Here is a 23,466-nt window from a genome sequence, read left to right on the forward strand (position 1 = left end):
CAATAATTTTGTTCGCATACGAACATATTAATTAAACTACGCCTTGATCCTGCTGCTGACAAGATCGTTCGCATACGATCACACTAATCGCTAAAAAACTCTCGCGTTAAAATTCAGCCCGAGAGCGGCTATCATAGAGGGAGTATTTTTCCGTCGGAGTGTCCATGGAGTTAAGACAAGAAGCTTTTCACCTGCTACGTCAGCTTTTTCAACAGCATACCGCCCAGTGGCAGCACGCATTGCCCGAACTGACCAAGCCACAATATGCGGTGATGCGGTCAATTGCTGAAAATCCTGGCATTGAGCAGGTTGCCCTGACTGAAGTCGCGGTGAGCACCAAAGCGACGCTGGCAGAAATGCTGAGCCGCATGGAAGCACGCGGCCTGGTCAGGCGCGAGCACGATCCGGCGGACAAGCGCCGTCGGTTTGTCTTTCTGACGGCCGAAGGTGAGGCCCTGCTTGAGAGCAGTAAACCGATTGGAAATGAGGTGGATGAGGCGTTTTTAGGGCGCCTTAACGGCGCGGAACGAGAGCAATTTTCAGCGCTCATTAAAAAGATGATGCAGGGTTAAGTAACCCTGACGCGCATAAAATCAATAAATGTTCGCACTTTCGCGGGCACATGCCGGGCATCAGGATAAACGGCATAGATGCCCTGCTGAGCGAACGTGTACGCCGGTAACAGCGAGACCAGTTCCCCTGCATCCAGTGCGTTTCGCACCAGCCACTCCGGCAGCAGCGCCACTCCACATCCCGCGAGGGCAAAAGCCATCAGCGCCTGGGCGCTGTCTGCATACAGGCGCGGCGCTTTCTTGATCTCAAAGGAAACCGGATGCCCGTCAACACCTCTCACCTGCCAGCGCAGCGGCGACGTTAAACGCTCATGAATGATCCAGTCCGCTTCCGCCAGCTGCTCCAGCGAGTCAACCGGATGGTTTGCCAGCCAGCCTGGCGTTGCCACGGGCAGGATGGTGAAGGAGGTCATCAACGCGGCGTGGTAGCGCGAATCTGCAAGCGTGCCGAGCCGGATAGCGACATCGAAGCGCTCGGCGATAAGATCGGCATGCAAAGAGGACGAGACATGCCGCACGCGGAGGTCCGGGTGCAACTGGCTAAATTCTGCCAGCAAAGGCACCACCACCTGCGAGCCATATTCGGGCGTGGTGGTGATCCGCAGCTCTCCCGTCAGCCCGGCGTGGTTGGCGCGAACATCATCCTGCAATCGCTCTGCATCCCGTAACAGCATCACGCTTCGTTGATGAAAGAGCTTCCCCGCCTCGGTCAGCGTCAGGCGTCGGGTGGTTCGGAGCAACAGGGTGACGCCCAGCTCCTCTTCAAGCTGACGAATATGAAAGCTGACCACCGCTTTTGTCAGCCCCATCGCCTCCGCCGCCGCGGTGAAACTGCCGGTGTCCGCTACGGCGATAAACATCGCCGTACGCTGTAAATTAAGCATCGCTTGCCTGGTTAACTGTCAAAATAATGTTGACAGTATATCGTGCTTTGTCGCGTTTATCCGTAACGCGCGGGCCGATACGATACGCCACCTCACCGGAGGAACTTCCATGACGTATCGCAGCAAAATCGCCGTCGTCTTTCTGCTCGGCTTTTTCCTTGATTTGATAAACATGTTTATTGCCAGCGTCGCCTTTCCGGCGATGGCTCGCGCTTTCAATACCACACCTTCCGCGCTTGCCTGGGTAAGTAACGGATACATTGCCGGACTGACGTTAGTCATCCCTTTCAGCAGTATCCTGACGCGCCGCGTCGGGCCGAAACGCGTTATCCTGCTCTCACTGCTTCTCTTTAGCGCGGCCTCCGTTGCGGCGGGTCTCTCCTCTTCGCTGGAAAGTCTGATTGCCTGGCGAGTCGTACAGGGCGCCGGAGGCGGTTTACTGATCCCGGTTGGTCAGGCGCTGACCTGGCAACAGTTTAAGCCTCATGAGCGGGCCAGACTCTCCTCGGCGGTGATGCTGGTCGCGCTGCTTGCCCCCGCCTGCTCACCGGCTGTGGGCGGCATGCTGGTTCAGACATTCAGCTGGCGCTGGATATTTTTTGCCACCCTCCCCGTCGCCATTGTCACCTTTGCTTTGGCCTGCGCGTGGCTTAAAACAGAACCGTCGCCAATAAATACCACCAGGGCAGTAAACCTGTCTTTGCTGACGGATCCGCTGTTGCGCTTATCCATGCTTATCTATGTATGCGTACCCGGCATCTTTATTGGCGTGAACGTAACGGGCATGTATTACCTCCAGAGCGAGGCCAATATGACGCCCGCAGCAACGGGCATGCTTATGCTGCCGTGGTCTGTGGCTTCGTTTTTGGCTATCACCGCGACAGGACGCTATTTCAACCGTATCGGCCCCCGGCCGCTGGTGGTCATCGGTTGCCTTTTGCAGGCGACGGGCATTCTGCTTTTAGTTAACGTCGGCCCGGCAATGCTGCTACCTGCCGTTGCGTTTGCGTTGATGGGCGCGGGGGGAAGCCTTTGCAGCAGTACGGCTCAGAGCAGCGCGTTTTTGACGATGCGACCGGAAGATATGCCCGATGCCAGCGCGCTATGGAATCTGAATCGTCAGTTGAGCTTTTTTGCGGGCGCTCTGCTGCTGGCGCAGGCGCTGAGCTTCATGCAGGATTATCTCGCACCGCTGGCCGCCTGGCACGGGATGTTTGTTTTTGCCGCAGTCATCACTCTGCTGCCCGTACTGTACGTCTACCGTCTTAACAACACGCAGTTACTTGCGCAACTGCAACAGGAGCAACCATGACCCATTTCGAACAAGAGATCCTCGACATTCACGTCGCCCTTGAAAACTGGTTAGGGGCAGGCGAAGGCGATCGGGACGCCCTGCTTGCCCGTTTCCGTCCGGATTTTCTGATGGTTCCCCCGAGTGGCAACCCTTTAGATCATCACGCGCTTGCCCAATTTTTATATGCGCAGCGGGGAACCCGCCCCGGGCTCAGGATCGACATTGATGCGTTAACAACGCTTCAGGCATGGGACAACGGCGCGGTGCTCCATTACCGGGAGACGCAAACCCGGCCAGGCCAGCTCGTCAACGTGCGCTGGTCAACCGCGGTGCTTAATCAGGAAGGGGATAACATCACCTGGCGTTTGCTGCACGAAACGGCGCAGCCGTAAGGCATAAAAAAGGCCCGTCTCACGACGGGCCTTTTCTGACGAATGGTTGCTTACTCGCGGAACAGCGCTTCGATATTCAGACCTTGCCCTTGCAGGATTTCACGCAGGCGGCGTAGGCCTTCAACCTGAATCTGACGAACACGTTCACGGGTCAGGCCAATCTCACGGCCGACGTCTTCCAGTGTCGCAGCTTCATACCCCAGTAAACCGAAACGACGTGCCAGCACTTCACGCTGTTTGGCGTTCAGTTCGAACAGCCATTTGACGATGCTCTGTTTCATGTCATCGTCCTGCGTGGTGTCTTCCGGGCCGTTGTCTTTTTCATCGGCCAGGATGTCCAGCAGCGCTTTTTCGGAGTCGCCACCCAGCGGGGTGTCAACCGAGGTAATGCGCTCGTTGAGACGCAGCATACGGCTTACGTCATCAACCGGTTTGTCGAGTTGCTCTGCAATCTCTTCCGCACTTGGCTCGTGGTCCAGTTTATGGGACAACTCGCGCGCGGTACGCAGATAAACATTCAACTCTTTGACGATGTGGATCGGCAGTCGAATCGTACGGGTCTGGTTCATAATAGCCCGTTCGATGGTCTGACGAATCCACCAGGTCGCGTAGGTTGAGAAACGGAACCCGCGTTCCGGGTCAAACTTCTCAACTGCGCGGATGAGACCTAAGTTGCCCTCTTCAATCAGATCCAGCAGAGCCAGACCACGATTGCCGTAACGGCGGGCAATTTTCACGACCAGTCGCAGGTTACTTTCGATCATGCGACGACGCGAGGCAACATCACCACGCAAAGCACGACGTGCGAAATAGACTTCTTCTTCGGCCGTTAGCAGTGGGGAGTAACCAATCTCCCCAAGGTAAAGCTGAGTCGCGTCCAGCACACGCTGTGTGGCACCCTGCGATAACAGCTCTTCTTCAGCCAAATCGTTATCACTGGGTTCCTCTTCTACTAAGGCTTTTTCGTCAAAAGCCTCTGCTCCGTTCTCATCAAATTCCGCGTCTTCATTTAAATCATGAACTTTCAGCGTATTCTGACTCATAAGGTGGCTCCTACCCGTGATCCCTGGACGAGACACCCTGGCTGGCATGCCCCGTCAATTTATCGCTGCGGTAAATATTGCAGCGGGTTTACGGATTTCCCCTTGTAACGAATTTCAAAATGCAAGCGTGTAGAACTGGTTCCGGTGCTACCCATGGTAGCGATTTTTTGCCCCGCCTTAACTTCTTGTTGTTCCCGGACCAGCATAGTGTCGTTATGGGCGTAGGCACTCAGGTAATCATCATTATGTTTGATGATAATAAGATTACCGTAACCGCGCAGTGCGTTACCGGCATAGACAACGCGCCCGTCTGCGGTCGCGATGATTGCCTGTCCTTTACTGCCTGCGATATCGATCCCTTTGTTGCCCCCCTCAGAGGTAGCGAAGTTCTCGATAATCTTGCCGTCAGTTGGCCAGCGCCAGGTGGTGATTGACGAGCTGGCATTCTGACTGCTTGCAGTCGGTACAGTAGAGCTAACCACAGGTGCCGTAGTCGGTGCTGTGACAACAGTCGCAGTACCTTTATTATTCGGCAACATTTTGTTAGCACTCTGATCACCTGAATCCTCAGAATACGTAATTACAGGTTGTGAAGCAACCACCGTGGTGGTTTTTTGTGCAGGGGTAACGCTGTTATTTTGCGCAGTTACGTCGGCCGCTGAAACGGTATTGCCTGGCGTAAGCGGTGTCCCCGTCGCGTTGCCAACCTGAAGCGTTTGCCCAACTTCCAGAGCGTACGGGGCCTGGACGTTGTTTCGCTGTGCCAGATCGCGGAAATCGTTCCCGGTGATCCAGGCAATATAGAACAGCGTATCGCCGCGCTTCACGGTATAGGTGCTGCCGCCGGTATAGCTACCTTTCGGAATGTTCCCATACTTGCGGTTATACACTATGCGGCCATTTTCGGTCTGAACAGGCTGATCCACTGGCTGAATCTGCGAAGGCTGCGTAACTGGACGCTGGACCGGCTGGATCTGCGGAGTTTGCTGCGCCGTGGACGTGCCCATTTTAGGCGGAGGGGTAATCAACATTCCGCTGGACGTGTTACCCGAGCCGCTGGTTCCATTGACGGAACTGACGGGCGCAGGTGCATTGTCAGAACTTGTACAGCCTGCCAGCCAGAGCGAAACCAGTGATAATGCCGCAACACGGCTGATGGTGAATTTTGGGCTTCCCGCGCTCATTTATCCCCCAGGAATGTGTTAACTACCAGTGACTTAAAAATAACCGTGATGGCACGAACCTATCGCGCCACACCATACGCTGAATTTGCCTTAATAACCCTGGAAAAATCCGAGTCTCAGGCCAGCTCGCCCTTAACCAGGGGCACAAAACGCACGGCTTCCACGGTATCGATAATAAACTCGCCGCCGCGTCGACGAACGCGCTTTAAAAGCTGCTGCTCATCGCCTACGGGCAAAACCAGAATGCCGCCCTCGTCCAGCTGCGAGAGAAGTGCAGCGGGGATTTCAGGTGGCGCTGCCGTAACAATGATGGCGTCAAACGGGGCGCGAGCCTGCCAACCCTGCCATCCATCGCCGTGGCGTGTCGATACATTATGTAAATCAAGCTGTTTCAGGCGACGGCGCGCCTGCCACTGCAAGCCTTTAATCCGTTCCACGGAACAGACATGGTGCACGAGGTGGGCCAGGATCGCGGTCTGATACCCTGAACCGGTGCCAATTTCCAGCACCCGGGAGTCTGGCGTTAACTCCAGAAGCTCCGTCATACGCGCCACCATGTAAGGCTGCGAAATCGTCTGGCCTTGCCCGATGGGCAACGCCACGTTTTCCCACGCTTTGTGTTCAAACGCCTCATCTACAAACTTCTCACGGGGAACCTGGGCAAGCGCATCCAGCACCTGCTCGTTGGCGATCCCCTGTGCGCGTAATTGTTCCAGAAGAGTTTGTACACGTTTACTTACCATTGCGCGTTCACTCCGACCCGATCTAACCAGTCCGACACCACATCATGCGCGCTATAAGCGGTTAAATCTACGTGCAACGGCGTAACGGAAACGTAACCCTCATCCACCGCAGCGAAGTCGGTGTCTGGCCCGGCATCGCATTTATCTCCCGGCGGGCCGATCCAGTACAGGGTATTGCCGCGCGGATCCTGCTGGGGAATAACCTGATCGGCCGGATGGCGACTGCCGCAGCGCGTCACGCGGATCCCTTTGATCTCGTCCAGCGGGAGATCCGGCACGTTAATATTGAGGATACGTCCGGTACGCAGCGGCTCGCGGCCAAGCGCACGGAGAATGGAGCAGGTCACCGCAGCGGCAGTGTCATAGTGGGTGTGGCCGTTTAGCGAGACCGCCAGCGCCGGGAAACCCAGGTGACGCCCTTCCATCGCCGCGGCCACGGTGCCGGAGTAAATCACATCATCGCCAAGATTTGGCCCGGCATTGATGCCGGAGACCACAACATCCGGCCGCGGGCGCATCAGCGCATTTACGCCCAGAAAAACGCAGTCGGTCGGCGTCCCCATCTGGACGGCAATATCGCCATTCTCAAAGGTAAAGGTGCGAAGTGAAGACTCCAGCGTCAATGAGTTAGACGCGCCACTGCGGTTACGATCGGGAGCCACGACCTGCACATCCGCAAATTCGCGGAGGTGTTTCGCCAGCGTCTGAATACCTGGCGCATGGATCCCGTCATCGTTACTCAGCAATATTCGCATAATCACCCGACGTGTTGATAAGTTCCCTGACAACACTGGTGGCAAAGCTACCTGCCGGCAGCCAGAAGCGTAACTCGACGGTTACGTCATCCCACCAGTTCCAGCTCAGCTGTTGCGGGTAGAGGAGCATCGCACGGCGCGCCGCCTCGACCTTTTCCCGCACCAGCAATGATTGTAATTCTGGCGCATCCGCCACCGCTGACTGCTCAGCGGCCAGCGCCTCGCCCTGGGTTCCCCAGTCGCCTGAGCCCGGCAAGGCGGCGGTAATCATCAGCGCTTTAGCGTCCACGCGCGACTGGGCATCGGCCATCTCATCGGCCGTTGCCACAAACCAGCTTCCGCGTCCCGCTAATTGTAGCGCATCGCCGACAACAACTTGATTCGCGTCCGGTTTTTTCAGCCGTTCGCTCACAATCTGATTAAACAACGCACTGCGGGCCGCCGACAACCAAAAACTGCGTTTATTCCTGTCGCGTACGGGCGCACTGCTTTGCGCCCAGCGCAGCGCGCCCATAAGGTTGCTGCCACCAATGCCAAAGCGCTGTGCGCCAAAATAGTTTGGCACGCCGCGTTCGTTAATGGCCTTCAGGCGTTTTTCGACGTCATCGCGGTCGGTCACTTCACGCAGCACCAGCGTGAAATCGTTGCCTTTCAACGCTCCCGGACGCAATTTGCGTTTATGGCGGGCGTACTCCAGTACCTTACAGCCCTCAAGCTCAAATTTGCTTAAATCGGGCATGGCATTGCCGGGCACGCGGGCGCAAAGCCACTGTTCGGTCACGGCATGTTTATCTTTTTGACCGGCAAAGCTCACTTCGCGGGCGTGGATTTTGAGGAATTTTGCCAGCGCGTCCGCCACGAAGCGGGTGTTGCAGCCGTTTTTCAGAATGCGCACCAGGATGTGCTCGCCTTCGCCGTCCGGCTCAAAACCCAGATCTTCCACTACCACGAAATCTTCAGGGTTGGCTTTCAGCAGCCCCTTGCCCTGCGGTTTACCGTGCAGATACGTCAGGTTGTCGAAATCCGTCATTTGGCCGCCTTCACCAGCAGCGCCACGGCTTCACAGGCAATGCCTTCGCCACGACCGGTAAAGCCCAGCTTCTCCGTGGTGGTCGCTTTGACGTTGACGTCGTCCATATGGCAGCCCAGATCTTCAGCGATAAACACGCGCATCTGAGGGATGTGCGGCAGCATCTTCGGTGCCTGAGCAATGATCGTCACATCAACGTTGCCGAGGGTGTAGCCTTTGGCCTGAATACGACGCCAGGCTTCGCGCAGCAGTTCGCGGCTGTCTGCGCCTTTAAAAGCAGGATCGGTGTCCGGGAACAGTTTGCCAATGTCGCCCAGCGCGGCGGCACCCAGCAGCGCGTCGGTCAGCGCATGCAGCGCCACGTCGCCATCAGAATGCGCCAGCAGACCTTTTTCGTAAGGAATGCGCACGCCGCCAATGATAATTGGGCCAACGCCGCCAAAGGCGTGTACATCAAAACCGTGTCCAATACGCATTATGCCTTCTCCTGAGGGGTCGTACGGGTAAGATAAAATTCCGCGAGCTGTAAGTCTTCCGGGCGCGTCACTTTTATATTATCAGCGCGCCCTTCAACAAGCGTTGGGTGAAAACCGCAATACTCCAGCGCCGAGGCTTCGTCCGTAATGGTCGCTCCTTCTTTAAGCGCACGCGTTAAGCAGTCGTGGAGTAATTCGCGGGGAAAAAATTGTGGCGTCAGCGCGTGCCAGAGATCGACGCGCTCGACGGTGTGGGCAATCGCCGGTTTACCCGGTTCGGCACGCTTCATGGTGTCACGCACCGGGGCGGCCAGAATGCCGCCCACGTTACTGCTTTCACTCAGGGCCAGCAGACGTGACAGATCGTCGTGATGCAGACAGGGACGCGCGGCATCGTGCACCAGCACCCACTGCGCGTTCCCGGCAGCCTGAATGCCCGCCAGAACAGAATCGGCCCGCTCGGCGCCGCCGTCAACAACGGTAATCTGAGGATGATTTGCCAGCGGGAGCTGCGCAAAACGCGCATCGCCGGGGCTGATGGCAATAACCACGCGTTTCACCCGGGCATGCGCCAGCAGCGCTGCCACGGCGTGCTCGAGGATCGTTTTATCGCCAATTGAGAGGTACTGCTTAGGACATTCTGTCTGCATGCGCCGGCCAAAACCTGCGGCCGGCACCACGGCACAGACGTCCGAAAAAGTTGCTGCCATGTCGTAATCCTGGGCCTGATTATCGATTGTTTTGTGCGGAGCCCTGATTGCGTTTAGACGCATCCGGAACCAGGCGATAAAACGTTTCGCCCGGCTTAGTCATACTGAGTTCATTGCGTGCGCGTTCCTCAATCGCCTCCTGGCCGCCATTGAGGTCATCAATTTCAGCAAAAAGTTGATCGTTACGCGCTTTAAGTTTGGCGTTTGTAGCCTGCTGTGCCGCGACGTCATCGCTTACCCGGCTGTAGTCGTGCAGTCCGTTTTTGCCGAACCACAGCGAATATTGCAGCCAGACCAGCAAAGCCAGCAACAGCAGCGTTAGTTTACCCATCCTGCCCCCTGAAAAAACGGCATCATCATCCCATAACTTTCCGCTGGACTCTACTGCGGGGTTTTAATTATGCCGTAAGTTAGCCCATCAGCCATAAAAACAGCAGGCCAAAGATGACCACAACGGTGGCGATAGTGATGAGCGTACTATACAGGAGCTTGCCGTTGAAAAGGGAGTGCAGCGCCACGCCCACAACCACCGCAACGGGCATCAGCGCCAGAAAGAAAGGCCAGGTATAGAGGAAGAAAAAGAGGGTGTTACCACCGTAGATCAGAAACGGGATACCCAGCGCCAGTAGCCACGATACGAAGCCGACTATCGCCCCAGGGAAGGACCAGGTCGTTTCGTCGTCGGTCGTTAACGGTTCCGACCCGGTGGTAATCATGTAGTTTTCACTGTTGCGCATAGCTAATCCTGTGACCGTGACTCATCGCTCGGGAAGACAGCTCCCGAACGATACCGTCTCAGGATCTGATAATATCGTCCCGTCTGAGCAGGTCTAATAATTGGCTTACTAAATTTGTTACCAATTGTTGACCTTCCAGATGAATCTCAGGGGATTCAGGCGCTTCGTAAACCGAGTCAATGCCGGTGAAGTTTCGCAGCTCTCCCGCGCGGGCTTTTTTATACAGCCCTTTCGGATCCCGCGCTTCGCAGATTGCCAGCGGCGTATCCACAAACACTTCAATAAAGCGATTCTGCCCCACGCGCTCGCGCACCATCTGACGTTCGGCGCGGTGCGGTGAGATAAACGCCGTCAGCACCACCAGCCCGGCATCCGCCATCAGGCTGGCGACTTCCCCCACCCGACGAATGTTCTCTTTACGATCTTCATCGCTGAACCCTAAATCGCTGCACAGGCCGTGACGCACGTTGTCGCCGTCCAGCAGGTAGGTGCTCACCCCCTGCTGATGCAGCGCCTCTTCCAGTGCGCCTGCCACCGTGGATTTACCGGAGCCAGACAGCCCGGTAAACCACAGCACAACCCCACGGTGACCGTGGAGCTGTTCGCGCTGGGCGACGGTGACCGGATGAGGATGCCAGACGACGTTCTCATCATGAGCGGCCATCACTTGCCTCCCAGCAGATCGCGTGCGCCCCAGTGCGGGAAGTGCTTACGCACCAGCGCGTTCAGTTCCAGCTCGAAGGCGCTGAACTCAGACGTCACGCTCGCCTGCGCGTCAGGCTCGCGCACCATCCCCGCACCGACGGTGACGTTGGTCAGGCGGTCGATGAAGATCAGCCCGCCCGTCACCGGATTCTGCTGATACGGATCCAGCACCAGCGGCTCGTCGAAGGTCATATCCACCAGACCGATGCCGTTCAGCGGCAGCTCGCTCACGTCACGGTGGGTCAGGTTGTTGATGTCCACCTGGAACTGAATGCCGTCCACGCGGGCGCGGGTTTTCTTGCCGGCGATTTTAATGTCATAGCTCTGGCCTGCGGTCAGCGGCTGTTCCGCCATCCACACCACGTCTACGGAGGCGCCCTGCACCGCCGCCAGCGTTTCCTGCGCATCGACCAGCAGATCGCCGCGGCTGATATCAATTTCGTCTTTCAGTACCAGGGTTACCGCTTCACCTGCCCCGGCTTCGTCCAGATCGCCATCAAAGGTGACGATACGGGCGATGGTCGATTCCACGCCGGATGGCAGCACCTTCACGCGCTGGCCCACCTTCACGGAGCCTGAAGCGAGAGTACCGGAGAAGCCGCGGAAATCGAGGTTCGGACGGTTCACGTACTGCACCGGGAAGCGCATCGGCTGGGTATCGACCACGCGCTGAATTTCAACGGTTTCCAGCACTTCCAGCAGCGTCGGGCCGCTGTACCACGGCATGTTCGCGCTCTGAGAGGCGACGTTATCCCCTTCCAGCGCCGACAGCGGCACAAAGCGAATATCCAGGTTGCCCGGCAGCTGTTCGGCAAAGGTCAGGTAGCTCTGGCGGATCTCGTCGAAACGCGCTTCGCTGTAGTCCACCAGATCCATTTTGTTCACTGCCACCACCAGGTGTTTGATCCCAAGCAGCGTAGAGATAAAGCTGTGACGACGAGTCTGATCCAGCACGCCTTTACGGGCGTCGATCAGCAGGATCGCCAGGTCACAGGTGGATGCGCCGGTCGCCATGTTACGGGTGTACTGCTCGTGCCCCGGGGTGTCGGCGATAATAAATTTACGCTTTTCGGTAGAGAAGTAGCGATAGGCGACGTCAATGGTAATGCCCTGCTCGCGCTCTGCCTGCAAGCCGTCCACCAGCAGCGCCAGGTCGAGTTTTTCGCCCTGGGTGCCGTGGCGTTTACTGTCATTGTGCAGAGAAGAGAGCTGATCTTCGTAGATCTGGCGCGTGTCGTGTAGCAGACGACCAATTAGGGTACTTTTCCCGTCATCGACGCTGCCGCAGGTCAGGAAACGCAGCAGACTTTTGTACTGTTGGGCGTGCAGATAAGCTTCTACGCCGCCTTCATCGGCAATTTGTTGGGCAATAGTCATATTCATGGCGGCTCCTTAGAAATAACCCTGACGTTTCTTCAGCTCCATGGAGCCTGCCTGGTCGCGGTCAATTACGCGGCCCTGTCGCTCACTGGTGGTCGACACCAGCATCTCCTCGATGATCTCGGGCAGCGTCTGCGCACTGGATTCCACCGCGCCGGTCAACGGCCAGCAGCCGAGAGTACGGAAACGGACCATCTGTTTTTTGATCACTTCGCCCGGCTGTAAATCAATGCGATCGTCGTCGATCATCATCAGCATGCCGTCGCGCTCCAGCACCGGGCGCTCGGCCGCCAGATACAGCGGAACGATCTCAATATTTTCCAGATAGATGTACTGCCAGATATCCAGCTCGGTCCAGTTGGAGAGCGGGAAGACGCGAATGCTTTCGCCCTTGTTGATCTGGCCGTTGTAGTTGTGCCACAGCTCCGGACGCTGGTTTTTCGGGTCCCAGCGGTGGAAGCGGTCGCGGAAGGAGTAGATACGCTCTTTGGCGCGGGATTTCTCTTCGTCACGGCGCGCGCCGCCGAAGGCCGCATCAAAACCGTATTTATTCAGCGCCTGCTTCAGCCCTTCGGTTTTCATGATGTCGGTATGCTTGGCGCTGCCGTGCACGAACGGGTTGATGCCCATCGCCACCCCTTCCGGGTTTTTGTGCACCAGCAGCTCGCAGCCGTAGGCTTTGGCGGTACGGTCACGAAACTCGTACATCTCGCGGAATTTCCAGCCGGTATCCACGTGCAGCAGCGGGAACGGTAGCGTACCCGGATAAAACGCTTTACGCGCCAGGTGCAGCATGACGCTGGAATCTTTACCGATGGAGTACATCATCACCGGGTTAGAAAACTCGGCGGCCACTTCGCGGATAATGTGGATACTTTCCGCTTCGAGTTGCCGCAGGTGAGTAAGTCGTTTTTGGTCCATAACCGTTCCTTAAGCCAAATTTATAACAGAAGCGCCAAAGCCTTCTGTGTCGGTTGTGTGTTGGAACCAGGCGAGCGTGCTGTGCAGCTGCACCACTTCTCCCACCACGATCAGGGCGGGCATTGGGGCGTCTTTCGCCAGGGTTGCAAGGTCTTGTAAGGTGCCGATGGCGACATGCTGATCGACGCGTGTCCCGCGGGAGATCACCGCTACCGGCGTCGTCGCATCGCGACCGTGCTGAATAAGCTGTTCGCTGATATCTGCCGCTTTCATCGTGCCCATATAAATCGCCAGCGTTTGTCGGCTCTGGGCGAGATGCGACCAGTCAAACGGCGTGCTGTCGGCTTTATAGTGCCCGGTCACAAAGGTCACGCTCTGGGCGTAATCGCGATGGGTCAGCGGAATACCGGCGTAGGCCGTGACGGCAGACGCCGCCGTAATGCCGGGGACCACCTGAAACGGAACGCCCGCTTCGGCTGCCGCCTGCAACTCCTCGCCACCACGACCGAAGATAAACGGGTCGCCCCCTTTCAGGCGCACCACGGTCTTGCCCGCTTTCGCGGCGGCAATCAGCATCTGGTTGGTGTCGTGCTGCGGCACAGAGTGCTCGCCGGCACGCTTGCCGACGCAAATTTGCTCCGCGTCACGGCGGATCAGCTCGCGAATACCGTCGGTGACCAGGTGGTCGTAGAACACGACATCCGCATCCTGAAGAACCTGGAGGCCACGCAGCGTGAGCAGCCCGGCATCGCCCGGCCCGGCGCCCACCAGAATGATCTCCCCGCCCGTACTGCCGGGGTTATCCAGTTCGTCTTCGAGGATTTGTTGCGCCGCCGTCTCGTTACCGGCCTGCATCAGGCTGGCAAAGCGGCCGCGAAACACACGCTCCCAGAAGCGACGGCGTTCCGTCACGCTGGTCAGACGCGTTTTCAGGTGGTTGCGCCAGTAGCTGGCCTTCTCCGCCATGCGTCCGAGGCTGGTCGGCAGCAGCGCTTCGATTTTTTCCCGCAGCACGCGCGCCAGCACCGGGGCGGTGCCGCCGGAGGAGATCGCCACCAGCAGCGGCGAGCGGTCGACAATCGACGGGAAGATAAATGAACATAACGGCTGGTCGTCTACCACGTTCACCAGACGGTGACGGGCCTGAGCTGCGTCGGAGATGCGGCGGTTGAGCGCCCGATCTTCGGTTGCCGCAATCACCAGCACCACGCTGTCGATCTGAGACTCTGCAAAATCCGCCTCTGCAACGATCTGCACCTGCGCCCCGGCGCGTTGCAGGAAGGCGATTTTGCGATCGGCAATTTCACCCGTCCCGACAACCAGTACCGGTCGGTCTTTTAAGGCAGCAAAAAGGGGGAGATAGTCCACAGGCAACAACTCACTAACAACCACGAATAAAGGGACTATAGGGGGCGGCTTAGATCGAATGAAATTACGAATTGGAATGAGTAGTTACTCAATGGAATAACGCCGTGGAAAAGCAAATATCAAAAAGTGCTTAACACGCGAAATTTCGGGCATTTAAGAGCAATTCAAATTGTGTCTACCCGATCACAGTTTCATACTATGCGGGTTAAAATTTTGCTCTGTTTTTAAGGACTCACTATGTTTTCCGCAATGCGCCACCGATTCGTTGTCCTGGCGCTCGGCGTTTGCTTTATCCTTCCGGCTCAGGCAAAAAATCCATCTTACGGTGAAATAGCCAGTATGCAGGCGCGGCATATTGCGACGGTCTTTCCGGGCCGCATGACCGGAACCCCAGCCGAGATGCTTTCGGCAGACTATATCCGTCAGCAGTTTGCGGATATGGGCTATGAGAGCGACATTCGCGCTTTCCACAGCCGCTACATCTATACCACACGCAATAAAACGCAAAACTGGCATAACGTAACCGGCAGCACGGTTATTGCGGCGCACGAAGGAAAGGCGGCTGAGCAGATTATTATTATGGCGCACCTTGATACCTACACGCCGTTGAGCGACGCCGATGTCGATAATAACCTCGGCGGGCTGACGCTTCAGGGACTGGATGATAATGCGGCGGGTCTGGGCGTGATGCTTGAACTGGCCGAACGCCTGAAGAATATTCCGACGAAATACAGCATTCGCTTTGTTGCGACCAGCGGCGAAGAAGAAGGAAAACTCGGCGCTGAGAATCTCCTTAAGCGCATGAGCGCTGAGGAGAAGAAAAATACGTTGCTGGTGATTAACCTCGATAATCTGATCGTGGGGGATAAGCTCTATTTTAATAGCGGACAGAGCACGCCGAGCAGCGTACGTAAACTCACCCGCGACCGGGCGCTGGCGCTTGCCCGCACGCATGGTGTCTATGCCGCGACAAATCCGGGCGATAACCCGGAGTATCCTAAAGGCACAGGCTGCTGTAATGACGGTGAAGTGTTTGATAAGGCGGGCATTCCGGTGCTGTACGTCGAGGCGACGAACTGGGCGCTGGGCAAAAAAGATGGCTATCAGCAGCGCAGCAAATCGAAAGCCTTTCCGGACGGGACCAGCTGGCATGATGTGCGGCTGGATAATCAGCAGCACATTGATAAAGCGCTGCCGCAGCGGATTGAGCACCGCAGCCGGGATGTCGTGAAAGTGATGCTGCCGCTGGTGAAGGAGCTGGCGAAAGCGGGGAAAGCCTGAGGCCGTTAAGCATAGTGCGGCCTTATGCCCTCACCCCAACCCTCTCCCACGGGGAGAGGGTTCCCCACAAAATAATGCCTGCACAGACGGCCCCCTCTCCCTTGAGGGAGAGGGCTGGGGTGAGGGGGAACATACGGCTCTGGTGGTCATTCCGTTCACTTTATGTTCCTTGCTACTCTGTCACGACATGACCGGTGAACGTGCCAGGGTGGCTCAGTCGCCACCACCCTGGCGACCCGGGCTTCCGGCGGAAAATCGCCGCTTCGCGGTGCCTTCGGCTTATTCCTTCCGGCTTATCGGGGACGGGCGGAGGTAACATCCCTGTAAAGCCCGCCCTCTCGGCGCATCCCTGCGCCTCGCCCCGGCCTACAGGAAACGCCTCAGCGATTTACAGCCGGACCGAGGCATCGCTGAAAGCCCTCAGTTATTCTGAGGCAACGTTATCGCTTTTGCTTTCAAATTACTGGGGAACCACCCACGGGGAGAGGGAGAATTAAGCCGTTGTAGGCCCGGTAAGCGCAGCGCCACCGGGCGAAAAAACATTACCCTTCGTGCAATCCGCACTCGCGCTTCAGCCCAAAGAATCGCGTCTCTTCTTCCGCCATTCCCGGTTCCCATTTACGCGTGGTATGGGTGTCGCCTACCGACAGGTAGCCTTGATCCCACAGCGGATGGTACTTCAGCCCGTGCTTTTGCAGATACTGGTACACCGTGCGGTTATCCCAGTCGATGATCGGCAGCACTTTAAACACCCCGCGCTGCACCGCCAGCACCGGCAGCGTGGCCCGGCTCCCGGACTGCTCGCGGCGCAGACCCGCGAACCAGGTCTGAGCGTTCAGCTCTTTCAGCGCCCGGTTCATCGGCTCGACCTTGTTGATCTCATTGTATTTCTCAATGCCCTCAACGCCCTGTTCCCACAGCTTGCCGTAGCGCGCCTCCTGCCAGGCCGCGCTTTCCGTCGCGCGGTAAACTTTGAGGTTCAGCTTGAGCTTGTCCGTCAGCTCGTCAATAAACTGGTAGGTCTCCGGGAACAGATAGCCGGTATCGGTGAGGATCACCGGAATGTCCGGGCGGATCCGATTCACCAGGTGCAGACTGACCGCCGCCTGAATGCCAAAGCTTGACGACAGCACATAGTCACCCGGCAGGTTTTCCAGCGCCCAGGCCACGCGCCCTTCGGCGTCGAGTTTTTCCAGTTGGGCGTTGGTTTCTGCGAGTGCCAGAATGCGTTCGACTTTTGGCAGCTCATTAAGGGCGTTTAGATCGAGTACGGACATAAGAACCTCGTTTGCCTGTTTTGCCGGGCGGCACTGCGTTTGCCCGGCCTACAAAAGCGGTGAAACCGCCGGGATGTTATTCCCAGAAATCCCTTGCGGGATCGAGCACCGGGCGAATGATGCCCGCACGTACCGTAAAGTCGCCGAAGCCTTCATCTGCTTCGCGCTCTTTCGCCCAGCGTCCGATAAGCACGTCGAGGGAATCGAGAATTTCCGGCTCGGTGATGTTCTCGCGGAACATACGCGGAATACGCGTCCCGATACGGTTACCGCCCAGGTGCAGGTTATAGCGACCCGGCGCTTTCCCTACCAGCCCGAGTTCGGCCAGCATCGCGCGACCGCAGCCGTTCGGACAGCCCGTCACGCGCATAACAATATGCTCGTCCGGAATCCCGTGTTTTTCCAGAATCGCTTCCACTTTATCAGTGAAGGACGGCAGGAAACGCTCGGCTTCGGCCATCGCCAGCGGACAGGTCGGGAACGACACGCAGGCCATTGAGTTTTCACGCTGCGGTTTAACCGCATTCATCAACCCGTGCTCGCGCGCCAGCTCTTCAATTCTCGCCTTATCGCTTTCCGGCACGCTGGCGACGATCAGGTTCTGGTTGGCGGTAATACGGAACTCGCCTTTGTGGATCTTCGCGATTTCCAGCAGGCCGGTTTTCAGCGGACGGCCCGGATAATCCAGAATACGGCCGTTTTCGATAAACAGCGTCAGGTGCCATTTATTGTCGATGCCTTTAACCCAGCCGATGCGATCGCCGCGACCGGTGAATTCGTAAGGGCGGATCGGCTCAAATTTGATCCCCGCGCGACGCTCCACTTCCGCTTTGAACGTCTCGACGCCCACGCGCTCCAGGGTGTATTTGGTTTTCGCGTTTTTACGATCGGTACGGTTACCCCAGTCGCGCTGGGTCGTGACCACCGCTTCCGCCACGGCCAGCGTGTGCTCCAGCGGCAGGAAGCCGAACTCGCTCGCGGTGCGGGCGTAGGTTTTCTTGTTCCCGTGCTCGATGGACAAACCGCCGCCCACCAGCAGGTTAAAGCCGACCAGCTTGCCATTTTCGGCAATCGCTACGAAGTTCATGTCGTTGGCGTGCAGGTCGATATCGTTCTGCGGCGGGATCACCACCGTGGTCTTGAATTTGCGCGGCAGGTAGGTCTGACCGAGGATCGGCTCTTCGTCCGTGGTCGCGACTTTCTCCTGATCGAGCCAGATCTCCGCATAGGCACGGGTGCGTGGCAGCAGATGCTCGGAAATCTTCTTCGCCCACTCGTACGCTTCGGCGTGCAGCTCGGATTCATACGGGTTCGAGGTGCAGAGCACGTTACGGTTCATGTCGTTGGCGGTCGCCAGCGCGTCCAGACCCACGGAGTGCAGCATCTGGTGCACCGGCTTGACGTTCTTCTTCAGAATGCCGTGGAACTGGAAGGTCTGACGGTTAGTCAGACGGATGCTGCCGTAAATCGTGTTTTCAGCGGCAAACTTGTCGATAGCCTGCCACTGTTTGGTGGTGATGATGCCACCCGGCAGGCGGCAGCGCAGCAGCATCGCATGACGCGGCTCCAGCTTCTGCTCGGCACGTTCGGCGCGGATATCGCGGTCGTCCTGCTGGTACATACCGTGGAAACGGATCAGCAGGAAGTTGTCGCCTTTGAAACCGCCGGTCAGGCCGTCATTTAAATCTTCGGCAATGGTACCGCGCAGGTAGTTGCTCTCTACCTTCATGCGCTCGGCATCAGACAGTTTGCCTTCGACCACCAGTGGGCCAGGATGTTTTTCGCTCATTAGTAGACATCTCGCTGATAACGGCGCTCTACGCGCAGCTCACTTAAAAATTCATCCGCCGCTTCGGCATCCATACCGCCGAAATCGGCAATCACTTCCAGCAGTGCCTGCTCAACGTCTTTCGCCATGCGATTGGCGTCGCCGCAGACATAAATGTGGGCACCGTCATTGATCCAGCGCCACAGCTCTGCGCCCTGTTCGCGCAGTTTGTCTTGTACGTATACTTTTTCTTTCTGATCGCGGGACCAGGCCAGATCGATGCGGGTCAGCACGCCCTCTTTGACGTAGCGCTGCCATTCAACCTGGTAGAGGAAATCTTCAGTAAAATGCGGGTTGCCGAAGAACAGCCAGTTTTTACCCGGTGCCTCGTCCGCTGCACGCTGCTGCATAAAGGCGCGGAACGGTGCGATGCCGGTGCCCGGGCCAATCATGATCACCGGTGTTTCCGGGTTCGCCGGCAGGCGGAAGTTGTCGTTGTGTTCGATAAAGACGCGCACCTCGCCCTCTTCTTCCACGCGGTCGGCCAGGAAGCCCGACGCCCCACCCGCCCGCGCGCGGCCTTCGATGTCGTAACGCACCACGCCAACGGTGATGTGGACTTCGTTTTCCACTTCCGCCTGTGAGGAGGCGATGGAGTAAAGACGCGGCGTTAGCGGACGCAGCAGGCCGATCAGCGCGTCGGCATCCAGCTGTGCCGGGGAGAAACGCACCATATCGACAATCGGCGTCGTCGCGGCGTAATGCTGTAACTTCGCCTTGTCCCCCACCAGCGGCAGAAGGGACTCGCTGCGCGTTAAGGTGGCGTAGTTTTCAACGATGTTGGCGGTGTTCACCGTCAGCTCGAAATGCCACTGAAGCGCCTCAGAGAGTGGTAAGGTTTTACCTTCCACCTGGACCGGCTCCGTGCCTTTCAGCCACAGCAGCTCGACCAGCTCTTTCACCAGCGCCGGATCGTTCTGATACCAGACACCCAGCGCATCGCCAGGCTGATAACGCAGGCCGGAGTCACCGAGATCGATTTCGATATGGCGTACGTCTTTTTCCGAATTACGGCCCGTGATTTTCTGGTTTACCGACAGGCTCGCCGTCAGCGGCGCCTCTTTCGTGTAAGGGCTGGTGTGGATTTCGTTAACGGTGCCCGCTGCGGTAACGGCGGCCTGCGATGGCGTCTCTTTCGGGACGCGGGCCTTCAGCACCTCAACGATGCGCGCCCGCCATTCGGCGGCGGCGGCCTGGTATTCGACATCAGCGTCTACGCGATCCAGCAGGCGCTCTGCGCCCAGTTCCGCCAGCTTGCTGTCGAAGTCTTTACCGGACTGGCAGAAAAATTCATAGGACGTATCACCGAGGCCGAAGACGGCAAAGGCGGTGCCCTCCAGCCTTGGCGCTTTTTTCGAGAACAGGAACTTATGCAGCGCGACGGCTTCTTCAGCAGGTTCGCCTTCCCCCTGCGTTGACGCCACCACCACCAGCAGTTTTTCTGACGCGATCTGTTTGAATTTATAATCCCCGGCGTTGACCAGGTTAACGTTCAGCTTCGCGGCGAGCAGGTCATCACGCAGCGCTTCGGCCACACGACGGGCATTACCCGTTTGCGAAGCGGAGATAAGCGTGATGGCAGGAATTTCAACGGCCGTTGGCGGGACGCCAGCCACAGCACCCGGCTGCTGATTGAGCATTCCCCAGAAATAGCCGGAGACCCAGGCGAGCTGGGTGGGTGAAAAATCGGAAGTCGCGGCCTGGAGGCGCGCCAGTTGCTCCGGGTTAAGGGGAAGCAAATTTGAAGGTGGGGCCTGTGTTGTCATGCGTCGTTATGTTCCAGTAGCAAAGCGGACTTTAAGCGAATAAATCCAAACTGAAGATAAGGTTAACGGCGGGGATAATAACAATTAAAGAAGGGATGGAAATAATAAATAACCAAATGGACTAACCTGTTTTAGTTATCGTTCTTAACGATAAAAGCGATTAAATAACTATCTGAAATAAAAGAATAAAAGCCGATAAACACCATGAATACGAGGCGGTGACCGTTCAGAGCCGTTTTAGTTAATGATAAAAATTGTGCTTTCCGGTACTATGCGGCGGTTTTTTCCGCATTCCTGAGAGCTATGATGTCCACCACACTGTTTAAAGATTTCACCTTCGAAGCCGCACACCACCTTCCACACGTTCCTGCCGGGCACAAATGTGGCCGCCTGCATGGACACTCGTTTATGGTGCGTCTTGAAATCACCGGTGAAGTCGATCCCCATACGGGCTGGATCATGGACTTTGCCGAACTGAAGGCCGCGTTTAAGCCGACCTACGATCGTCTCGATCATTACTATCTAAATGATATTCCGGGCCTTGAAAACCCGACCAGCGAAGTGCTGGCAAAATGGATTTGGGATCAGATGAAACCGCTGGTACCGCTGCTGAGCGCGGTGATGATCAAAGAGACCTGCACGGCAGGCTGCGTCTACCACGGGGAGTGAATCTCCTCCGTTGCGGTCTCACGAGGCACGAGCGGCGTAAACTCGTAGAGCACCAGCGCATTACTCTCCAGTGATTCAGTCAGTTGCCAGCCGTCATAAAGGCGTTCATCGCGTACGGAAAGCGTTGGACGCGCTTTATGCGCTATCCAGCGCCACATCTCTTCATCAGGGCCGCTTTCGCTGCCAACCCCTTCAAGTAACGGATAGAGCGCGCCGTTGTGCTGATCAAACAGATGGCATTTAATTCTCCATTTACCGCGCATTCCCTTCAGGTGTAAATGATACTGCTGGCGAAAACGCTGGATGAAGGCTTCTTCACTGGAAAGGAGCGGATTAAAAACCACCACATTTCGCAGCAACAGCTGATAACCATTGCGATGGCGCGTAAGCAGGACACGCTTATCATTGACCAGCACCTCGCCCCGCAGACGTTGCCAGAGCCAGAGAACCCAATAAACCGGACGCGGCAGACCATGGTTATACTGTAGCGCCAGGCTTGAGGTATCGATGGTGTTGTTCGCACGGGCTTCTCCCTGAAGGCCCGAATTGAGCCAGAATCCCGCCAGCCAGACCTGCTCCGAAAGCCCGAGCAGGTTCTGCATCAGCAGCGCCCCACGAAAAAACCAGCCGTTTGTCGCCCGTGTGTTGCCGGTGAGGGTATTCCAGGAGAGAAGCCAGACGGGAAGCGAACATTTACGCAGGCGAAGGGCGGCGAGGATCTGGCGGACCTTCAGTATCGGATAATTTTCCGTTGAGGAGAGAGGGGCTGGCTCCAGCTGCGCGGGATCGAGAAGCTCATTGGCATCGGCAGAACAGGCAAGAAAATCGGCCTGCATCAGGATGGCTGAACTGAACAGGGTATCCTCGCTTACGCCCGCGCTGACGGGGGCAAATCGGTGCCATAAACCAAACTTTGCCTGCGGAAGATAAGTTCGTATCGCCTTTTGCTGGGCCAGCCAGACCTGCTCCCGGCTCTCCTCACTCGCCTGTGTTGACCAGTGCATGACGAAATGCCAGCCTGCGGTGATCTCTGGCGAAAAATGATTAACTGACTGTTGTAAAAAGCGGGTGAGAAGATCGCGGCGGGTCGTTACGCCGGTGTGCAGTAGCACCGTCCACTGCTTTTTTGCCAGCCAGGTGAAAATCTGATGCAGATTGTACCAGCAGGCGTAGCCCGCCATCTGGGGGTCATCCCACCCGGTGGCAAACAGACGACTGCTGAGAAAAGGTTCGGCGATATCAATTCCCTCTATGGGAATGGCCTCATTTATCGCCTCCAGATTTTGTCGAACGTCCTCCCGCAGCAAATCGTCAAGCTCACGCAGGGTAATGACCACCCGCATACGACGCAGCGAGGCAGAAAGAGGATTGAGCTGCTCAAGATCCAGTCTCTGCTCCTGCTGCGGGTGAACGATGAGCGGCGAGGCTCCCCAACCGCGCGCCACCGGTTCATTGAGCAGGCTAAACAGCTTGTCCACGGCGACCGGATAGCGCTGCTCACGCCTGTCCGTCCGAATACGTGCCGCCTCCGGGTGCTGGCGCCGGGCCTTACGAAACTCGCCCGGAGACATATTGTGAACACGCCTGAACCGATCGCTCATCATGCGCGTGCTGGCGAAACCCTGCTCAAGCGCAATCTGGTGCAGCGGTCGGTTCGTCAGCCGGAGAGCGTCAGCCGCCTTTTCCAGCCGCAGGTGGGTGATGTACTGCATGAAACTGATCCCCACCTCCTTACGAAAGAGACGAGAGAGCCAGGCTTCAGAGACATATTCACTCGCGGCGATTTCCGCAAGCGTAATACGGCGGGAATAACTGGCATTGATCCGCTCTATCACCCGGGCGATGCGTTTGCTGTGCGCTGAGGAAAATTCCCGGGACAGCATACGGGCGGGCTGTTGAAAGCGGCTGGTCAGCAACAGCAATATCTCGCTCAGCCAGCGGTACGCCTCCAGCCGGTAGCGGTGCGGGTCGTTGATGAGAGTGACCACAAGAAGCTGGCGCAGCAGATCGCGAAGCGCATCGCATTGGGGCCAGACGCCTCCGGCTTCTGCCGGTACAGCATAATCATGGGCAAAAAAATCATTGCAGAGCTGGACGACCCAGCGCCCGGAAAGGGTTACGCGCAGGGTGACATTTGCCGTTTCGCTCGTGAATTGCCAGCGCCGATGACGGTTGATAATGGCAAGGGTATTGGCCTCCAGGATGTCACGTCCCACATCGGTGTTCAGCTCTGCCCGCCCTTCCAGCACCCAGAGCAACGTTAGCGTATCGCCTTCATCCTCCACGCAGTGGCGAATGTCCTGAATCTCTATCCAAAATTCATCTCCCCGTTGCGCCATCTTACCCCTCACCAAAGACAAATAATGACCTGATCTTTTTTGTCATAACTGAATTGTATGAAAAACAATCAAAACAAAGCCGTCGCTTTACAACAAAAAAATGCATTTTCAG

Annotated in this window: 24 protein-coding genes; 6 read left to right on the top strand and 18 right to left on the bottom strand. The window is 57.0% G+C overall.

Going from position 1 to position 23,466, the window contains the following annotated elements:
* The first annotated feature begins 164 nt into the window (after positions 1–164).
* Positions 165–572: a MarR family winged helix-turn-helix transcriptional regulator gene (locus tag ACNQ0W_RS11495; RefSeq protein ID WP_022651767.1), complete on the top strand. Its 408-nt coding sequence runs from the start codon at positions 165–167 to the stop codon at positions 570–572.
* Here ACNQ0W_RS11495 and ACNQ0W_RS11500 read toward each other — a convergent pair.
* Positions 569–1,456: a LysR family transcriptional regulator gene (locus ACNQ0W_RS11500; protein WP_003862107.1), complete on the bottom strand. Its 888-nt coding sequence runs from the start codon at positions 1,454–1,456 to the stop codon at positions 569–571. The genes ACNQ0W_RS11495 and ACNQ0W_RS11500 overlap by 4 nt on opposite strands.
* 109 nt (positions 1,457–1,565) lie before the next feature.
* Between ACNQ0W_RS11500 and ACNQ0W_RS11505 the strand changes: the two genes are divergently transcribed.
* Both ACNQ0W_RS11505 and ACNQ0W_RS11510 read left to right on the top strand, forming a co-directional pair.
* On the top strand, positions 1,566–2,768 hold the full coding sequence (locus ACNQ0W_RS11505; protein WP_062933527.1) for an MFS transporter: 1,203 nt from the start codon (positions 1,566–1,568) through the stop codon (positions 2,766–2,768).
* Positions 2,765–3,142: a DUF4440 domain-containing protein gene (locus tag ACNQ0W_RS11510; protein WP_047050172.1), complete on the top strand. Its 378-nt coding sequence runs from the start codon at positions 2,765–2,767 to the stop codon at positions 3,140–3,142. Before ACNQ0W_RS11505 ends, ACNQ0W_RS11510 begins: the two co-directional genes overlap by 4 nt.
* Positions 3,143–3,192: 50 nt before the next feature.
* Here the strand turns inward: ACNQ0W_RS11510 and rpoS are convergent, their stop codons facing one another.
* Together rpoS and nlpD are read right to left on the bottom strand one after the other, a co-directional pair.
* Positions 3,193–4,185: an RNA polymerase sigma factor RpoS gene (gene rpoS, locus ACNQ0W_RS11515; protein WP_013098493.1), complete on the bottom strand. Its 993-nt coding sequence runs from the start codon at positions 4,183–4,185 to the stop codon at positions 3,193–3,195.
* A gap of 59 nt (positions 4,186–4,244) precedes the next feature.
* Positions 4,245–5,318 (bottom strand): murein hydrolase activator NlpD, encoded by a 1,074-nt coding sequence (nlpD, locus tag ACNQ0W_RS11520; protein ID WP_223259309.1) that lies wholly within the window; start codon positions 5,316–5,318, stop codon positions 4,245–4,247.
* On the opposite strand from nlpD, the gene ACNQ0W_RS11525 reads away from it, so the two are divergent.
* Complete coding sequence (locus tag ACNQ0W_RS11525) at positions 5,251–5,391, top strand: peptidase (protein WP_223230135.1); 141 nt, start codon at positions 5,251–5,253, stop codon at positions 5,389–5,391. The two genes, nlpD and ACNQ0W_RS11525, sit on opposite strands and share 68 nt — an antisense overlap.
* 94 nt (positions 5,392–5,485) lie before the next feature.
* On the opposite strand, the gene ACNQ0W_RS11530 is transcribed toward ACNQ0W_RS11525, so the two are convergent.
* From ACNQ0W_RS11530 to cysG, 11 genes are all read right to left on the bottom strand, one after another.
* Positions 5,486–6,112, bottom strand: coding sequence for a protein-L-isoaspartate(D-aspartate) O-methyltransferase (locus ACNQ0W_RS11530; RefSeq protein WP_015571709.1), 627 nt, complete (start codon positions 6,110–6,112; stop codon positions 5,486–5,488).
* Positions 6,106–6,867 (bottom strand): 5'/3'-nucleotidase SurE, encoded by a 762-nt coding sequence (gene surE / locus ACNQ0W_RS11535; protein WP_017382816.1) that lies wholly within the window; start codon positions 6,865–6,867, stop codon positions 6,106–6,108. Before surE ends, ACNQ0W_RS11530 begins: the two co-directional genes overlap by 7 nt.
* Positions 6,848–7,897, bottom strand: a complete 1,050-nt coding sequence (gene truD / locus ACNQ0W_RS11540; protein WP_047050175.1) for a tRNA pseudouridine(13) synthase TruD — start codon at positions 7,895–7,897, stop codon at positions 6,848–6,850. The genes surE and truD overlap by 20 nt, the downstream gene beginning before the upstream one ends.
* Positions 7,894–8,373 carry a 2-C-methyl-D-erythritol 2,4-cyclodiphosphate synthase gene (ispF, locus tag ACNQ0W_RS11545; protein ID WP_003862097.1) on the bottom strand — a complete coding sequence of 160 codons (480 nt, stop codon included), beginning with the start codon at positions 8,371–8,373 and terminating at the stop codon, positions 7,894–7,896. Before ispF ends, truD begins: the two co-directional genes overlap by 4 nt.
* Complete coding sequence (gene ispD / locus ACNQ0W_RS11550) at positions 8,373–9,083, bottom strand: 2-C-methyl-D-erythritol 4-phosphate cytidylyltransferase (RefSeq protein WP_062933526.1); 711 nt, start codon at positions 9,081–9,083, stop codon at positions 8,373–8,375. Before ispD ends, ispF begins: the two co-directional genes overlap by 1 nt.
* A 19-nt stretch (positions 9,084–9,102) precedes the next feature.
* Positions 9,103–9,414 carry a cell division protein FtsB gene (ftsB, locus tag ACNQ0W_RS11555; protein WP_003862095.1) on the bottom strand — a complete coding sequence of 104 codons (312 nt, stop codon included), beginning with the start codon at positions 9,412–9,414 and terminating at the stop codon, positions 9,103–9,105.
* A 79-nt stretch (positions 9,415–9,493) separates the two neighbouring features.
* Positions 9,494–9,820, bottom strand: a complete 327-nt coding sequence (locus ACNQ0W_RS11560; protein ID WP_006811767.1) for a DUF3561 family protein — start codon at positions 9,818–9,820, stop codon at positions 9,494–9,496.
* Positions 9,821–9,878: 58 nt separating this feature from the next.
* The gene (gene cysC / locus ACNQ0W_RS11565) at positions 9,879–10,484 is read right to left on the bottom strand and encodes an adenylyl-sulfate kinase (RefSeq protein ID WP_015571713.1); all 606 of its coding nucleotides are present in this window, start codon (positions 10,482–10,484) and stop codon (positions 9,879–9,881) included.
* On the bottom strand, positions 10,484–11,908 hold the full coding sequence (gene cysN, locus ACNQ0W_RS11570) for a sulfate adenylyltransferase subunit CysN (RefSeq protein ID WP_062933525.1): 1,425 nt from the start codon (positions 11,906–11,908) through the stop codon (positions 10,484–10,486). The genes cysC and cysN overlap by 1 nt, the downstream gene beginning before the upstream one ends.
* Before the next feature lie 9 nt (positions 11,909–11,917).
* Positions 11,918–12,826, bottom strand: coding sequence for a sulfate adenylyltransferase subunit CysD (cysD, locus tag ACNQ0W_RS11575; RefSeq protein ID WP_006811770.1), 909 nt, complete (start codon positions 12,824–12,826; stop codon positions 11,918–11,920).
* Between the two features lie 9 nt (positions 12,827–12,835).
* Entirely contained in the window at positions 12,836–14,194 is a 1,359-nt protein-coding gene (cysG, locus tag ACNQ0W_RS11580; RefSeq protein ID WP_047719247.1) for a siroheme synthase CysG, read from the bottom strand.
* A gap of 237 nt (positions 14,195–14,431) precedes the next feature.
* Here cysG and ACNQ0W_RS11585 point away from each other — a divergent pair, with 237 nt between their 5' ends.
* Positions 14,432–15,475, top strand: coding sequence for an aminopeptidase (locus ACNQ0W_RS11585; RefSeq protein WP_062933524.1), 1,044 nt, complete (start codon positions 14,432–14,434; stop codon positions 15,473–15,475).
* Between the two features lie 542 nt (positions 15,476–16,017).
* Here the strand turns inward: ACNQ0W_RS11585 and cysH are convergent.
* From cysH to cysJ, 3 genes are all read right to left on the bottom strand, one after another.
* Positions 16,018–16,752 (bottom strand): phosphoadenosine phosphosulfate reductase, encoded by a 735-nt coding sequence (gene cysH, locus ACNQ0W_RS11590; protein ID WP_049133113.1) that lies wholly within the window; start codon positions 16,750–16,752, stop codon positions 16,018–16,020.
* 76 nt (positions 16,753–16,828) lie between these two features.
* The gene (gene cysI, locus ACNQ0W_RS11595; protein WP_062933857.1) at positions 16,829–18,541 is read right to left on the bottom strand and encodes an assimilatory sulfite reductase (NADPH) hemoprotein subunit; all 1,713 of its coding nucleotides are present in this window, start codon (positions 18,539–18,541) and stop codon (positions 16,829–16,831) included.
* Positions 18,541–20,346, bottom strand: coding sequence for an NADPH-dependent assimilatory sulfite reductase flavoprotein subunit (gene cysJ / locus ACNQ0W_RS11600; protein ID WP_062933858.1), 1,806 nt, complete (start codon positions 20,344–20,346; stop codon positions 18,541–18,543). The genes cysI and cysJ overlap by 1 nt, the downstream gene beginning before the upstream one ends.
* Before the next feature lie 303 nt (positions 20,347–20,649).
* Between cysJ and queD the strand changes: the two genes are divergently transcribed.
* Positions 20,650–21,015, top strand: coding sequence for a 6-carboxytetrahydropterin synthase QueD (queD, locus tag ACNQ0W_RS11605; RefSeq protein ID WP_116330090.1), 366 nt, complete (start codon positions 20,650–20,652; stop codon positions 21,013–21,015).
* Here the strand turns inward: queD and ACNQ0W_RS11610 are convergent.
* Complete coding sequence (locus ACNQ0W_RS11610; protein WP_062933860.1) at positions 21,000–23,354, bottom strand: helix-turn-helix domain-containing protein; 2,355 nt, start codon at positions 23,352–23,354, stop codon at positions 21,000–21,002. The two genes, queD and ACNQ0W_RS11610, sit on opposite strands and share 16 nt — an antisense overlap.
* Positions 23,355–23,466: the final 112 nt, after the last annotated feature.

Origin of the sequence: Enterobacter cloacae complex sp. 6730903, from assembly GCF_048283985.1 — a bacterium.
Lineage (GTDB): Bacteria > Pseudomonadota > Gammaproteobacteria > Enterobacterales > Enterobacteriaceae > Enterobacter > Enterobacter hormaechei_C.

Excerpts from the sequence above, each read along its gene's own strand:
- ispF (WP_003862097.1), bottom strand. The coding sequence starts at position 8,373 with ATGCGTATTGGACACGGTTTTGATGTACACGCCTTTGGCGGCGTTGGC.
- truD (WP_047050175.1), bottom strand. The coding sequence starts at position 7,897 with ATGACGGATTTCGACAACCTGACGTATCTGCACGGTAAACCGCAGGGC.
- ACNQ0W_RS11500 (WP_003862107.1), bottom strand. The coding sequence starts at position 1,456 with ATGCTTAATTTACAGCGTACGGCGATGTTTATCGCCGTAGCGGACACC.
- ACNQ0W_RS11560 (WP_006811767.1), bottom strand. The coding sequence starts at position 9,820 with ATGCGCAACAGTGAAAACTACATGATTACCACCGGGTCGGAACCGTTA.
- ispD (WP_062933526.1), bottom strand. The coding sequence starts at position 9,083 with ATGGCAGCAACTTTTTCGGACGTCTGTGCCGTGGTGCCGGCCGCAGGT.
- ACNQ0W_RS11610 (WP_062933860.1), bottom strand. The coding sequence starts at position 23,354 with ATGGCGCAACGGGGAGATGAATTTTGGATAGAGATTCAGGACATTCGC.
- rpoS (WP_013098493.1), bottom strand. The coding sequence starts at position 4,185 with ATGAGTCAGAATACGCTGAAAGTTCATGATTTAAATGAAGACGCGGAA.
- cysJ (WP_062933858.1), bottom strand. The coding sequence starts at position 20,346 with ATGACAACACAGGCCCCACCTTCAAATTTGCTTCCCCTTAACCCGGAG.
- ACNQ0W_RS11505 (WP_062933527.1), top strand. The coding sequence starts at position 1,566 with ATGACGTATCGCAGCAAAATCGCCGTCGTCTTTCTGCTCGGCTTTTTC.
- cysN (WP_062933525.1), bottom strand. The coding sequence starts at position 11,908 with ATGAATATGACTATTGCCCAACAAATTGCCGATGAAGGCGGCGTAGAA.
- cysC (WP_015571713.1), bottom strand. The coding sequence starts at position 10,484 with ATGGCCGCTCATGATGAGAACGTCGTCTGGCATCCTCATCCGGTCACC.
- queD (WP_116330090.1), top strand. The coding sequence starts at position 20,650 with ATGATGTCCACCACACTGTTTAAAGATTTCACCTTCGAAGCCGCACAC.
- surE (WP_017382816.1), bottom strand. The coding sequence starts at position 6,867 with ATGCGAATATTGCTGAGTAACGATGACGGGATCCATGCGCCAGGTATT.
- ACNQ0W_RS11585 (WP_062933524.1), top strand. The coding sequence starts at position 14,432 with ATGTTTTCCGCAATGCGCCACCGATTCGTTGTCCTGGCGCTCGGCGTT.
- ftsB (WP_003862095.1), bottom strand. The coding sequence starts at position 9,414 with ATGGGTAAACTAACGCTGCTGTTGCTGGCTTTGCTGGTCTGGCTGCAA.
- ACNQ0W_RS11530 (WP_015571709.1), bottom strand. The coding sequence starts at position 6,112 with ATGGTAAGTAAACGTGTACAAACTCTTCTGGAACAATTACGCGCACAG.
- ACNQ0W_RS11510 (WP_047050172.1), top strand. The coding sequence starts at position 2,765 with ATGACCCATTTCGAACAAGAGATCCTCGACATTCACGTCGCCCTTGAA.
- ACNQ0W_RS11495 (WP_022651767.1), top strand. The coding sequence starts at position 165 with ATGGAGTTAAGACAAGAAGCTTTTCACCTGCTACGTCAGCTTTTTCAA.
- cysD (WP_006811770.1), bottom strand. The coding sequence starts at position 12,826 with ATGGACCAAAAACGACTTACTCACCTGCGGCAACTCGAAGCGGAAAGT.
- cysH (WP_049133113.1), bottom strand. The coding sequence starts at position 16,752 with ATGTCCGTACTCGATCTAAACGCCCTTAATGAGCTGCCAAAAGTCGAA.
- cysI (WP_062933857.1), bottom strand. The coding sequence starts at position 18,541 with ATGAGCGAAAAACATCCTGGCCCACTGGTGGTCGAAGGCAAACTGTCT.